The sequence below is a fragment of the Stutzerimonas azotifigens DSM 17556 genome, from assembly GCF_000425625.1.
GTDB classification, from domain to species: Bacteria; Pseudomonadota; Gammaproteobacteria; order Pseudomonadales; family Pseudomonadaceae; genus Stutzerimonas; species Stutzerimonas azotifigens.
In genome coordinates, this window is the sequence record NZ_AUDU01000028.1 from 1 (window position 1) to 12,591 (window position 12,591).

11 protein-coding genes are annotated in these 12,591 nt (G+C 70.1%); 4 read left to right on the forward strand and 7 right to left on the reverse strand.

Translation table 11 applies throughout. From position 1 onward, the window contains the following. On the forward strand, positions 1–278 hold a 278-nt coding region (locus tag H610_RS23115; protein WP_043237447.1), incomplete at its 5' end, for a transposase. A 263-nt stretch (positions 279–541) separates the two neighbouring features. On the opposite strand, the gene H610_RS0102625 is transcribed toward H610_RS23115, so the two are convergent. The 6 genes from H610_RS0102625 to H610_RS23120 form a co-directional block, all read right to left on the reverse strand. Continuing rightward, entirely contained in the window at positions 542–1,267 is a 726-nt protein-coding gene (locus H610_RS0102625) for a substrate-binding periplasmic protein (RefSeq protein ID WP_051231449.1), read from the reverse strand. Between the two features lie 13 nt (positions 1,268–1,280). Continuing rightward, positions 1,281–2,624 (reverse strand): GGDEF domain-containing protein, encoded by a 1,344-nt coding sequence (locus H610_RS0102630; protein ID WP_051231451.1) that lies wholly within the window; start codon positions 2,622–2,624, stop codon positions 1,281–1,283. Further along, positions 2,621–3,397, reverse strand: coding sequence for a substrate-binding periplasmic protein (locus H610_RS0102635; RefSeq protein ID WP_084166355.1), 777 nt, complete (start codon positions 3,395–3,397; stop codon positions 2,621–2,623). The genes H610_RS0102630 and H610_RS0102635 overlap by 4 nt, the downstream gene beginning before the upstream one ends. Before the next feature lie 272 nt (positions 3,398–3,669). Then, entirely contained in the window at positions 3,670–5,553 is a 1,884-nt protein-coding gene (locus H610_RS0102640) for a methyl-accepting chemotaxis protein (RefSeq protein ID WP_028238238.1), read from the reverse strand. A gap of 202 nt (positions 5,554–5,755) precedes the next feature. After that, positions 5,756–6,745 carry an aldo/keto reductase gene (locus H610_RS0102645; RefSeq protein ID WP_028238239.1) on the reverse strand — a complete coding sequence of 330 codons (990 nt, stop codon included), beginning with the start codon at positions 6,743–6,745 and terminating at the stop codon, positions 5,756–5,758. 169 nt (positions 6,746–6,914) lie between these two features. Further along, positions 6,915–7,850 carry an AraC family transcriptional regulator gene (locus H610_RS23120; RefSeq protein WP_051231453.1) on the reverse strand — a complete coding sequence of 312 codons (936 nt, stop codon included), beginning with the start codon at positions 7,848–7,850 and terminating at the stop codon, positions 6,915–6,917. A 97-nt stretch (positions 7,851–7,947) separates the two neighbouring features. Here H610_RS23120 and H610_RS0102655 point away from each other — a divergent pair, with 97 nt between their 5' ends. The 3 genes from H610_RS0102655 (at position 7,948) to H610_RS0102665 (ending at position 10,714) form a co-directional block, all read left to right on the forward strand. After that, positions 7,948–8,691 (forward strand): SDR family oxidoreductase, encoded by a 744-nt coding sequence (locus H610_RS0102655; RefSeq protein WP_028238240.1) that lies wholly within the window; start codon positions 7,948–7,950, stop codon positions 8,689–8,691. Positions 8,692–8,989: 298 nt separating this feature from the next. Then, a complete protein-coding gene (locus H610_RS0102660; RefSeq protein ID WP_028238241.1) occupies positions 8,990–9,439 on the forward strand; it encodes a DUF2147 domain-containing protein in 450 nt (149 codons plus the stop codon). Positions 9,440–9,673: 234 nt separating this feature from the next. Continuing rightward, positions 9,674–10,714 carry a serine hydrolase domain-containing protein gene (locus H610_RS0102665; protein WP_084166356.1) on the forward strand — a complete coding sequence of 347 codons (1,041 nt, stop codon included), beginning with the start codon at positions 9,674–9,676 and terminating at the stop codon, positions 10,712–10,714. A 16-nt stretch (positions 10,715–10,730) separates the two neighbouring features. Here the strand turns inward: H610_RS0102665 and H610_RS0102670 are convergent, their stop codons facing one another. Continuing rightward, positions 10,731–12,578 carry a Na/Pi cotransporter family protein gene (locus H610_RS0102670; protein WP_043237450.1) on the reverse strand — a complete coding sequence of 616 codons (1,848 nt, stop codon included), beginning with the start codon at positions 12,576–12,578 and terminating at the stop codon, positions 10,731–10,733. Between the last annotated feature and the right edge of the window lie 13 nt (positions 12,579–12,591).

Below are 12,591 nucleotides of genomic sequence, written 5' to 3' on the forward strand. Positions count from 1 at the left end.
CCGGATTGAACCCCAAGCTGCAGGAGTCCGGCACCTACAAGGGCCAGACGCGCATATCTCGAACGGGCTCGTCTCGCCTGAGGGCTGGGCTCTATATGCCGGCTGTTTGCTCGCTCAAGCACAACGCCGCCATCAGCGCTCTGCGGGACCGCTTGAAAGCCAGGGGCAAGACCGGCAAGCAGATCGTCTGTGCCGCCATGCGCAAGCTATTGCACATCGCCTATGGGGTACTGAAATCCGGCCAGCCTTTCGACCCTAAACTGGCCCTTGCCCACTAGGGCTCAAGACGGTATCTACGACCCTGCGGGCCGCCTTCTCCCGGAGGGAGAAGGGAAAAGGCAGGGCGCGGCCTGCTCACGCCTGCGCGCTGGCGTGACCGGAGCGGTGCATGTCGCCGGCGGACGGTGGGCTGAAGCCCACCCTACGGGCTGGGCGGAGACGGCGCTCGCTTCCGTACGTAGGGTGGGCTTCAGCCCACCAGGATGCAGCCGGCCTGGACCTAGAGTGCCCCAACGGCACACCCACGAGGCATTTGCAGCGCTCAGCGCGTACCGCCCATCGCCCGCAGCACCAGCCCCTCGCTCTGCAACTGCTCGAAGGCCACGCGTGCGCGCAGCACGGTGTCGTCGTCGGTCTGCCGGCTGAACGCCATGTAGAGCCCGGTGGCGATATCCAGGGTGAGCACCTTCTGCAGGCGGGCCGGGTCGATGCCGTTGTCCCGGCACAGCCTGGCCACGTCGCGCTCGGGCATCGGCACCAGGTCGACCTGGCCGTTGAGCAACAGGCGGAAGTTCTCGTTGTTGTGGGCGCTCACCACCAGCTTGCCGAACGCCTGCGCCTGCAGATAGCGATGGCGCACGTCCTCGCGCAACACACCGATGCGGTAGGGGCGGGCGTCGTCCAGCCCGCCGACCGCGATGTCGTCGCGCTCGCGCAGCTTGTACAGGTGATAGTCGATGCGCATCAGCTCGCCCACCCACTTGAACAAGGCTTCCCGCTCCGGCGTGCGGGCGATCAGGTAGATGAGCACGTCCGGCTCGCCCAGGGCCATGTCGTAGGCGCGCGCCCAGGGGTACAGGCCGATGCGGTAATCGCTCAGCCCGGCCCGCTGCAGGGTCGCCGTGACCACCTCGCTGGCCGGCCCGGCCACCTGGCCGTTCTCCAGGTAGCTGTAGGCGGTGGCCTCGGTGACCACGCGGATCGGCCCGGCCAGCGCCGGACCGGCCGACAGGCACAGCAGGAGCCAGACAATCAGACGTGCAGGCATGGCGCGGCCCCCTTCAGTCCGCGATCCTGTTGCGCCCCTGGGACTTGGCCTGGTACAGGGCCTCGTCAGCGCGGTGCAGCAACAGATCGAAATGGTCCATGGTTTCCGGATCGAACGTGGCCAGCCCGATGCTCAGGGTGACGTGCGGCGCGATGTCCGAGCCGGCATGCCGCATGGCCCGCTCGCTCAGCCGCTGCTGCAGGCGCTCGGCGGTATCGCGCGCCGTCGCGGCGTCCGAGCCGGGAAGCAGCACGACGAACTCCTCGCCGCCGAGCCGGGCGACCACCTCGCCGGCACGCGAGAACACGCTGCGCAGCGTATCGGCCACGACGCGCAGGCACTGGTCGCCGAGCGCGTGCCCGTAGGTGTCGTTGTAGCGCTTGAAGTAGTCGACATCGCACATGAGCACGGTCAGCGGCTGACCCAGCCGCGTCGCACGGCGGAATTCCACGTCCTTGATCTCGTCGAATGCGCGGCGGTTGGCCAGGCCGGTCAGCGGATCGCTGCGGCTCAGGTCCTCGAGCCGCTCGTTCGCCGCACGCAGCTCGGCGGTGCGCGCCTCCACCAGCTCGGCGAGCCGGTCGCGGTGCGCTGCCAGGTCCAGCTCGGCCTGATGCTGGCGTTCGAGGTAGCTGGAAAGCTTCTCCTGCAGCGCGTTCACCCCGGCTTCCAGCTGGCTGAGTTCGTCGCGCCGCACCGTCCGGCGGTCCAGGCGCAGGCGCCGGCCGAGGTTGGCCGGCGTCAGCTGCGCCAGATGCCAGGCAACCTTGCGCACGTGCAGGGTCACCGTGCGGTTGAACAGCCACATGATCAGCCCGGCCAGCAGCAGCGACTGGATCACCTGGGTCAGCACGATGCCGGTGGCCTGGTCGAACAGCCGTGCCCGCAGCACCCGCTCGTCGCCCTCCAGGGTCAGCTGGCCGACGGTTTCGCGCGCGCCGGCATAGGGCTCGTAGGTCAGGCTGCGCTGCAGCTGCGGCACCCGGCCGGGCTCGGTCCGCGGGGCCTGTCGCCGCTCGAGAACCTCGGGCGCGCGCCCGGCGCGAACGATCTGCAGCTGCACCCGGCTGACCGGCGCGGTCTGCACGATGCTGTCCAGATGCGTTCCGAGCGCCTCGCCGTCCATTTCCCAGATCGCCTTCGACAGCGTGCTCTGGAAGACCTGGTCGATCAGCGCCAGCTCGGCGTTCATTTCCTGCAGGTTCTGCTGCCAGGCCGAATAGGTGCGCACGCCCACGCTTGCCAGGGTGAACAGCAGGCAGAAGCCGAGGGTAGCCAGCACCAGCCGGCGGCCCAGCGAACCGGCGGCGACGGCGTCGGGCACCTGGCCCTCGGACAGCGGCTCGGGCTGCGTCATGAGCGCCACTTGTTCACGATGGCATCGTAGCGGCCGTCGGCCTGGATCTGCGCCAGCGCCTGGCGCAATCGCCCGACCAGCGCATCCGGGGTCCTGCGGCTGAAGGCCATGCCCAAGCCGTCCTGGCCGTCCAGATCGCCCAGCACCAACTGCGATACGGCCCGCTCCCGCGGGTCGCCGCCGGTGTGCCGGACCAGGTACTGGGCGTTGGTCTCGTCGGAGATCCACAGGTCGACCCGCCCTTCCTTGAGCTTCTGGTAGTTGTGCTCGTACTTGTTGCTCGACTGCAGGTTCTGCCCGACCGCGAACCCCTGGGACAGCAGATACTGCTCGCCGGCATCGTCCTTCACCGTGGCGATCTGCAGCGGCCGGGCATCGTCCAGCGAGCGGAGGCGGTAGTCCTTGCCGGACAGCGAGAATAGGTGCCACTGCGTGGAGGCCAGCGTGCCGACCCACTTGAACAGCGACTCGCGCTGCGGCGTGCGGGCAATGGAGTAGATCAGCACGTTCTCGGAATTGAGCGCGATGTCGTAGGCGCGCGCCCAGGGCATCGACTGGAAGGTCGCCTCGACACCGGCCTCGGCCAGCACGGCCTGGACGATCTCGGTGCTCATGCCGGTGAGCCTGCCGTCCACCGTCATGTTGAAGGGCGGCAGCTCCTCGGTGACCACGGTGATCGCCGGGCCCGCCATGGCCGCCGGAGCCGCCAGCGCGCAGCACAACCCGATCTGCGGCAACAGAAAGCCCAAACGGCGGAACAACCAGTGCGTCATGGCGAAGCGACCTTCGGGCGGAACCCGGACGAGAAAACGATGGCCATCATAGTGCCATTATCGAAATGTGATCAGGCAATCATTTTTTCGGCGTCCTGCTCCCAGGCCAGGCGCCCTCGCGCCGGACCGGCGTCCCCTCGTAGGAGCGAGCTTGCTCGCGAAGCTCTTCAGGCCCTGCCCCGCCATCGCGAGCATGGATCCGGCATCCCCTCGCCCCTGCGCTCCCCCGCCTGAGGGCTGCAGGAGCAGGCTCTGCCTGCGACCGCTGGCCGTCAGAGCACGAAGCGGCCCACCTTGTCGTTGAGCTCGCCGGCGTGGTCCTGCAGCAGGCGCGCCTGGCGCTCGCCTTCCAGCGAATTGTCCGCCAGGGCGTCGCCCAGCGACTTGAGGGTGACCACGTTGCGGGTGATCTCCTCGGTGACCGAGGACTGCTCCTCGGCCGCCGCGGCGATTTGCATGGACATGTCGGAGATCTGCTGCGCCGCCTGGGTGATTTCCTCCAGCGCGCCGGAGGCCTGCCGGGCATCGCTGACGCTGCGCTCGGCCAGCGCGCGGCTGCTGTCCATCCTGTCCACGGCGTTCTGGGTGATGCGCTGGAAGGTGGCGATGGTCGCCTGGATTTCCTGCGTCGAGGCGTGGGTGCGCTGCGACAGCACCCGCACCTCGTCGGCCACCACGGCGAAGCCGCGGCCCTGCTCGCCGGCGCGTGCGGCCTCGATGGCGGCGTTGAGCGCCAGCAGGTTGGTCTGCTCGGCGATGCCCTGGATGTTGGCCAGCACGCCGGAGATCGACTGCGAATGCTCGCTCAGCTCGGCGATCACCCGGGTCGCCTGCGCCACCTCGCCGGCCAGCCCGGTGATCGACTGCTGGGTGTGCCGCACCAGCTCCAGGCCCTGGCGGCTGTTCTGGCTGGACTGCTGCGCCGTCTGCGCGGTGCGCTCGGCATTGCCGGCGATTTCCTGGGTGGCCGAAGCCATTTCGGTGACCGCGGTGGCGACCAGCGTCAGCTCCTCCTGCAGGCGCGCCAGCTCGGTGGCCGACAGGCTGTTGCGCTGCAGCACCGCGCCGGACTCCTGGCCGATCTCCTCGGCCTGGTGGCGGATGTGGCCGATCAGCGCATGCAGGCTGCCGACGAACTGGTTGAAGTGCCGCGCCAGGCTGCCGACCTCGTCGTCGCTGGCCTCCGGAATGCGCCGGGTCAGGTCGCCGTTGCCCCCGGCGATCACCTGCAGCCCCGCGGACACCACCGCGAGCGGGCGCAGCAGCCAGCTGCATAGCAGGCCGATGGCGACCAGCGACAGCACCAGGATCACGCCGAAGGTGGCCAGGCCGATCCACAGCTGCCGGTACAGGGGCGCCGAGAGCACGGCATCGTCCAGCACCATGACCAGCACCTGCCCGGCGTACCCGATCGGAGCGGCGTACAGGCGCTTGCCCTCGCCGTCGAGCAGGTGCCGGGCGCCGGAGCCGCCGACCAGTCCCGCCAGGGTGGCGGTGTCCAGCGACGGGTAGAGCGCGGTGACGTTGCGGTCCAGGTAGCGCGTGTCGGGATGGCCGAGCACGATGCCCTGCCTGTCGACGAAGAACGCCAGGCCATCGCCCGGCAGCTCGATGTGCTTGAGCTGGTCGAGGATCTCCCCCATGCCGACGTCGGCACCCAGCACCCCGAGCGTCCGCCCGTCCTGCTGCAGCGTGCGCCCGAGCGAGAGCACGAACTGCCCCGTGGCGGCCGCCACGCTGGGCGTCGAGAGGTACACCGCGCCTGGCGTCAGCTGCGCCTGCTGGTACCACTTCCAGCGGCGCGGGTCGTTGTTGTCGGCCGGCAGGCTGACCCGGTCGGCGTTGACCTGGCTGCCGTCGGCACGGGCCAGGAAGACGTTCTCGAAGCCGCCGGCGACCTTCGCCTGCACCAGCGCGCCCTGCAGGACGCCGGCGTCCTCGGCGGCGGGGACGGAGAGCAGCGCCGCTTCCTTGCTGTGCAGCCAGTAGCGCACGCTGGCGCCGAAGGTCTTGCTGGCGATCGTCACCTGCTCGGTGATGTGCCGCTCCAGGTTTTCGCGGCTCTCGATGAAGTTCAGGCCCACTTCGCTGGCGCCGGCGAGCAGCACCGCCGCGCAGGTGGACAGCACGATCTTTTTCCGCAATGACAACGACATGAAATACCCGTCAGAAAAACTCACGGCCCCGATTCATGGGGCATCGACGGGGCTGTTTATCGACGGAGCGAGGGCGGGCTATAGGCGAAACGGGGGTGAAGCGATAGGCGGTCGGGCGACGGGCGGCCCCGGATGCAGGGAGAAAGAAACGGTCCCTTGCCGGGACCGCTCTAGGACGGCGCCTGGCCGGATGCGACGGCCGTCAGGCCTGGCGCGCGGGCGGCGCCATGAACTCGGGGCCGACCGGGTCCTTCACGTGTTCGGCGAGGATGGCGTCGATCTCGGCCAGGTCGCCGGCGTCCAGCTTCCAGCCGAAGGCGTCGTCGATGCCGTTCAGCTGGTCCGGCCGGCGAGCGCCCCACAGGGCGACGGTCGGGCCCTGGTCGAGGATCCAGCGGATGGCCAGCGCCAGCACCGATTTGCCGTGCCGCTCGCGGGCGAAGCGTGCCAGTGCCTCTACCGCGGCCAGGTACTGGCCGAAGCGCGGCTGGCGGAACTTGGGATCGGACTGACGCAGGTCGTCGCCGCCGAAGCGGGTGTCGGCGCGCATCCGCCCGGACAGCAGGCCACGGCACAGCGCGCCGTAGGCCAGCACCACCAGGCCGTTCTGCCGCGCGTAGGGCAGCACGTCGCGCTCGATGGCGCGCTCGAACAGGTTGTACGGCGGCTGCACGCTGGCCAGCGGCGCGTAGCGGCGGAACACGTCCATCTGCGCGGGCGAGTAGTTGCTCACCCCGATGGCGAGGATCTTGCCCGCCTCGCGCAGCCGCTCCAGCTCCCGGGCGGTTTCCTCGTGCGGCACCCGCGGGTCGGGCCAGTGCACCTGGTAGAGGTCGATGCGGTCGGTGCGCAGGCGCCTCAGGGAGTCCTCCACCTCGCTGCGGATGCGCGCGGCGGTGGCGTTGCGCCGCACCCGCTCGCCCGGCCACTCCAGGGCCACCTTGGTGGCGATCACCGCCTGGTCGCGGATGCCCTGCAGGGCCTTGCCGACCACCTCCTCGGAATGCCCGAAGCCATACACCGGCGCGGTGTCGATCAGGTTGATCCCGGAGGCGACGGCGCGGCGGATGGTCTCCACCGAGGCGGCATCGTCGGCGCCGCCCCACATCCAGCCACCGATCGCCCAGGTGCCCAGGCCGATGCGCGACACCGGCTTGTCGATGCCCAGGATACGGATGCTCTCAACGCTCATTGCTCGCTCCTCTCGTCTGTCAGGTCGACGGCGAGGCCACGCCTGCCGCCGGAAATCTCGCACGGCGCCTCATGAGGCGTCGCCATGAGGCCGGACCATGTAGAACGCCCCGCGGAAGATTTGCTTCATCGGTTCGACCGTCGCCTATCCCGGGCCCTCAGGGTGGGCTTCAGCCCACCGACGCGATCGAAGGCGCGGCTGTCGCTCGCCGCTCGCGCGCATAGCGGCCGGGCGGCTGTCCCACATGGCGGGCGAAGGCGGTGCTGAAGGTGCTCGCCGAGCTGTAGCCGATGCGCTCGGCGACCTCGGTCAGGGCGACGCCCTGCTGGCGCAGCAGGTCCTTCGCCAGCGCCATGCGCCAGGCCAGCAGGTACTCCATCGGCGGCAGGCCGACGGTACGGGTGAAGCGTGCGAAGAAGGTCGAGCGCGAAAGCGCGGCCGCGGCCGCCAGCTCGGCCACGCTCCAGGCCCTGGCGACCTGGGCGTGCATCTGCCGCAGCGCCGGCGCCAGTCGCGCATCGGCCAACCCGCGCAGCAGGCCCGGCGGCGCCTCTTCGCCGGGTGTCGCGCGCAGCGCCTCGACCAGCAGCACCTCCACCAGGCGCGCCAGCACCAGGTCGCAGCCCGGCTTGCGCTCGCGGGACTCCTCGCCGACCAGACGGACGAGCAACGCCAGCCGCTCGGCGCCGCGCACGTGCACCAGTGTCGGCAACAGGGTCGACAGCAGCGCCGGATCGGGCGAGTCGAGGATGAAATAGCCGCCGAGCAGGCGCACGTCCGGGTCCCGATCGCGCGCCCCGTGGTGAACCTCGGCCACCGCGGACGGCGCCGCCTTGGGGTCCAGCGCCGGCGGGCGGCGCACCGCCTCGAAGCCGGTCATGGTGAACCCGGGCGTGGTCGGCAGCAGCACGAAGTCGCCCGCCTCCAGGGTCACGGCGTCATGGCCTTCGACCCTGAGCAGGCAGCGCCCCTCGAGCACGGCGCAGAAGCTCGGGTGGCCGAACTCGGTATAGCGCACGCCCCAGGGGCCGGCGCCGCTGATGCGTTTGGAGAACACCGTGCGCGGGCGCAGCAGGGTGACGACTTCCGAGAGCGGATCGCTCATGTCCGGACGCTGACCAATGATTCAGGGACTTCTAATCGTAGAAGGTCCGAATAGCGATGGCTATCGTGGCCGCACTTTCCACCCCATAGGAGCCGGCATGAAAACCGTCCTCATCACAGGCTGTTCCTCAGGCTACGGGCTGGAAACCGCCCGTTACTTCCACGCGCAGGGCTGGAACGTGGTCGCCACCATGCGAACGCCGGACGCGAGCGTCCTGCCCCGCTCCGAACGCCTGCGCGTGCTGCCGCTGGACGTGACCGATTCCGAGAGCATCGCCGCGGCGGTCGGGGCCGTCGGCCCGATCGACGTGCTGGTCAACAACGCCGGCATCGGCCTGTTCGGCGCCTTCGAGGCCACGCCGATGGCCACGGTGCGCGAGCTGTTCGAGACCAACACCCTGGGCATCATGGCGATGACGCAGGCGCTTCTGCCGCAGTTCCGCCAGCGCCGCTCGGGCGTAGTGGTGAACGTCACCTCCACGGTGGTCCTGGCGCCCCTGCCGCTGGTGGCGGTGTACACCGCCAGCAAGACCGCCATCGAGGGCTTCAGCGCCGCCCTCGCGCACGAACTCGCGGCCTTCGGGGTGGCGGTGAAGCTGGTGCAGCCGGGCTACGGACCGACCACGCGCTTCGCCAGCAACGGCCAGCAGCGGATGCAGGGGCTGATCCCCGAGGCCTACAAGCCGTTCGCCGACGAGGTCTTCGCCCAGCTCACCCGACCGGGGCCGACCACCACCGAGGCCGACGTGGCGGAAGCGGTATGGCGGGCCGCCAACGATACGAGCGGCCGGCTGCGGTTTCCCGCCGGGGCGGACGCAGTGGCGCTGTCGCAGGGGAAGTAAGGCGCACGCCGGGCTGCTGGTCCTGGTAGCGGCTCTCGAACATGCCGGCCTCCACTGGGCCGACCACCTTCACCTCGGCGGCGGCCATCAACGGGTCAGCCCGAAGAGTGCGAGCGGCAGGTATCGAAGCAGGGCACGACGGACTCCATGGCGAGGAAGAGAGGGCGAGCCTATGACATGCGAATGGCAGTTGGGTGACGTGGCCGGGGCGCCGTTGACGCTGGCCCTTTCAGCGGGCGATCCGCACGGGCGCCGATGGTAGAGTCGCGCCTGTCGCCCACTGCTCCGGGAGGAGACCATGCGCACGCTGCTCACCGCGCTGCTGCTCGCACTACCGCTGACCGCCACCTCGCTGACCGCGCTCGCCGACGACTCACCGGCCGGCCGCTGGCAGACCATCGACGACGAGACCGGCAAGCCCAAATCCGTCGTCGAGATCCAGCAGGCCGCCGACGGCACGCTCAGCGGCAGGGTGGTCGAGATTCTCCAGTCGGAGCACGGCCCCAACCCGGTCTGCAGCGCGTGCGAGGGTGAGCTGAAGGACCAGCCGATCACTGGCATGACCATTCTGCGCGACCTCAAGCCCGACGGCGAGAACGTCTGGAGCGGCGGCACCATCCTCGACCCGGCCAAGGGCAAGACCTACCGGGCCAAGGTGACCGTGCTCGAAGGCGGCGAACGGCTGGAGATGCGCGGCTACATCGGGATCGAGGCGCTCGGCCGCACGCAGACCTGGATTCGGCAGTAACGCCATCCGCAGGGCGGAAGCGGCACCCCGTCGTCCGGACGGCGCCTGTCGCTCCGAGCCCTGGCGAAGCCCGGTGCAAGCCACCTGGGCCCCGGCCTGCGCCGGGGCGACGGGGGTTCGGCGGCGGCGTTACGGCCCGTCGTACCGGCGTAGGCCGATACCCAGGCAAGCCACGGGCACGGCGAATCGGTTAATAAGGTCCAACGCGTGTATTTCCGCTCCGGTCCGCTGCCTATGCTCCTGTCTGCCGTCCGCGCCCAGCGAATCCGTCCCTTGTTGCGTGCCGGCTGGCTGGCGCTGCTGGTCGTCAGCCCCTGGGCAGCGGCCGATACGGAGCTGGACGCGCTGCTCGACCAGTCCGAGCGGCTTGAGCCGTTGCGGACCGTCCTGGCCGCCCGCGACGGACGGATCATCGCGGAGCGGGGCTATCGGGGACACCGCACCACGGAACCGACCAACATCAAGTCCGCCTCCAAGACGGTGATCTCGGCGCTGGTGGGCATCGCCATCGACAAGGGCGTGCTGCAGGGCACCGAGCAGCCGGTGGCCGAGCTGCTGAAGGACGACCTGCCCGCCGATCCCGACCCGCGCCTACGGCGCGTCACCGTGGGCCACCTGCTGTCGATGCAGGCCGGCCTGGGCTCGACCTCGGGGCGCAACTATGGCGCCTGGGTGGCGAGCCGCAACTGGGTCCGGGCGGCACTGGCGCGGCCGTTCGAGGACGAACCCGGCGGCGCGATGATCTACTCCACCGGCTCCACGCACCTGCTCTCGGCGATCCTGACCCGCCGCACCGGGCAGTCCACCCTGAGCCTGGCCCGGCAGTGGCTGGGGCCGCTCGAGGGCTTCGCGATCGGCGCCTGGACGCGCGACCCGCAGGGCATCTACCTGGGCGGCAACGAGATGGCGATGACGCCGCGCTCGCTGCTGGCCCTCGCCGAACTGTACCGACGGGGTGGCATCACCGCGTCCGGCCGGCGGCTGCTGTCGGAGAACTGGATCGAGGCCTCCTGGACGCCGCGCACCCGCTCGCGCTACACCGGCCACGGCTATGGCTACGGCTGGTTCGCCACCCGCCTCGGCGGCGAGGAGGTCCGCTACGGCTGGGGCTATGGCGGGCAGATGCTCTACGTGGTGCCCGGGCTGGAGATGACCCTGGTGATGACCTCGGACACGCAGCCGGCCGGCGGAGAAATGGGCCACCGCAATGCGCTGCACCGGCTGACCGGGCAGATCATCGAAAGCGTTCGGGCGGGCGGCACACGCCTCGAATGAGCATCGCGGCGACGCTTCAGCCCTGGACGAGGGCCGGCCCCTCGTCCTCCGCCAGCGCCCGCAGCTGGCGCGTCAGCTCATGGCCCTCGCCGAGCAGCAGCGCGTTGCGCAGGCTCTGGATGATCCGGCTGGCGTAGCCCAGGTCGTTCATCAGCGAGCTGGTGTGGCGGCCGTCGAGCACCCGGTTTCGCACCGAGTCGAACAGCCGCGCCCGGAAATCGCCGTCGAACCCTGCGGACCGCTCGTCCAGCGCCTGCAGGCGCTCGCGCCAGCGCGCCTCGGGCAGTCCCGAACGGCTCAGCTCGCGCATCTCCCGCAGCGCCTCGAGCAGGTGCCGGCGCAGTTCGACGTAGGCCTGGCGGGCGGCCGACTCGTCCTGGCGAAGGTAGTGGCCGAGGTTCTTCTGCAGGTGCTTGGCGTCCTTGACTGCATCCACCAGCTGCAGGGCCGCCACCTGGCAGCTGAGCCAGAAGGCCTGGTGGTGCTCGTCCATGGGCAGTTCGAGGCGCCCCATGAAGGTCAGCAGGTCGCCGTAGACGCCCTTGATGTGGCGTTGGTAGAGCAGCTCGGCATCCAGCGCGCCGGGTTCCGGGCGGGCGCGCAGCAGGTCTTCGTCGGCGGGCCCGCGCTGCGTCAGCCGATCGACCGGCAGGTAGAGTGCGTGGCAGATGACCTCCAGGCTCAGCCGGGTCAGGTGCTGCAGCTCCTGCGCCACCGCGCTGGCCGCCGCGTCGATGGAGTCGAGCGCGCGGTCGCTCAGGTAGCGCGCCCGGGTGCAGGGCTCCGGCGCGCCGGGCTCGGCCAGCTCGCGGATCAGCACCACCGGCTCGTCGCGCTCCGGCAGCAGCCGGAGCAGCAGCTCGGCCAGCTGGCGCTGGAACGGCCAGAACAGCGCCACGCCCATCGCGTTGAACAGCGAGTGGAACAGCGCCAGCTGGATCAGCGTGTTGCCGCCGAGCCCGAACGGCTCGGTGAGCCCGCGCACCAGGTCGGTCAGCGGCAGCAGCAGGGCCAGCGCGAGTGTCGCGGTGACGACGTTGAACAGGACGTGGGCCAGCGCCAGCCGCTGGGCGTTTCGATTGCCGCCCAGCGAGCCGACCAGCGCGGCGGTCACGGTGGTGCCGACGTTGGCGCCGATGGCGATCGCCAGCGATTGGCCCAGCTCCAGTTGCCCGCTGGCGAGCGCCGCCAGGGTGAGGATCAGCGTGGCGTGGCTGGACTGCAGTACCACGGTGGCGAGCGTGCCGACGGCCACGAACAGCAGCTGGCCACCCAGGCCCTGGGCGTGGTAGGCGGACAGGTCCATCCCGCCGCCGAGGGCGACGAAGCCGGTCTTGATCTGGTCGATGCCGAGGAAGATGAAGGCGATGCCCAGCAGGATGCGCCCGCCGGCCTTGCCGCGCGCGTGGAGCAAGCCGGCCATCACGCCGAACACCAGCAGCGGCAGCGCCAACGGGCTGAGGCTGACGTTCTGCCCGGCCAGCGCCAGCAGCCAGATGCCGGTGGTAGAGCCGAGGTTGGCGCCGAACAGGATGGCGATGCCGCCGGCCAGCTTGACCAGCCCGGTGCTGATGAAGGCGAGGGTGAGCAGCGAGACCAGCGTGCTGGACTGCAGCAGCATGGTCCCGCCGAGGCCGAACAGCAGCCCCTTGAAGGGCGTTGCCGTGCTGCGTGCCAGCAGCCGTTCCAGCTTGCCGCCGGCCAGCTCGCGCAGCCCCTCCTCCAGGCATTGCATGCCGAACAGGAAGAGCGCGAGGCCGGCGCACAGCTCCAGCCAACCGTCGTTGCGCCAGAAGCTGGTGCCCAGGCCGACCACGGCCAGCAGGATCAGAAGGGTTCGCGCGCGTTTCTTGAAGTCGCCCATGCGTTTGGCTGCC

Coding starts and splice junctions, on each gene's coding strand:
- H610_RS0102625 (WP_051231449.1), bottom strand. CDS start 1,267: ATGCCTGCACGTCTGATTGTCTGGCTCCTGCTGTGCCTGTCGGCCGGT.
- H610_RS0102630 (WP_051231451.1), bottom strand. CDS start 2,624: ATGACGCAGCCCGAGCCGCTGTCCGAGGGCCAGGTGCCCGACGCCGTC.
- H610_RS0102635 (WP_084166355.1), bottom strand. CDS start 3,397: ATGACGCACTGGTTGTTCCGCCGTTTGGGCTTTCTGTTGCCGCAGATC.
- H610_RS0102640 (WP_028238238.1), bottom strand. CDS start 5,553: ATGTCGTTGTCATTGCGGAAAAAGATCGTGCTGTCCACCTGCGCGGCG.
- H610_RS0102645 (WP_028238239.1), bottom strand. CDS start 6,745: ATGAGCGTTGAGAGCATCCGTATCCTGGGCATCGACAAGCCGGTGTCG.
- H610_RS23120 (WP_051231453.1), bottom strand. CDS start 7,850: ATGAGCGATCCGCTCTCGGAAGTCGTCACCCTGCTGCGCCCGCGCACG.
- H610_RS0102655 (WP_028238240.1), top strand. CDS start 7,948: ATGAAAACCGTCCTCATCACAGGCTGTTCCTCAGGCTACGGGCTGGAA.
- H610_RS0102660 (WP_028238241.1), top strand. CDS start 8,990: ATGCGCACGCTGCTCACCGCGCTGCTGCTCGCACTACCGCTGACCGCC.
- H610_RS0102665 (WP_084166356.1), top strand. CDS start 9,674: ATGCTCCTGTCTGCCGTCCGCGCCCAGCGAATCCGTCCCTTGTTGCGT.
- H610_RS0102670 (WP_043237450.1), bottom strand. CDS start 12,578: ATGGGCGACTTCAAGAAACGCGCGCGAACCCTTCTGATCCTGCTGGCC.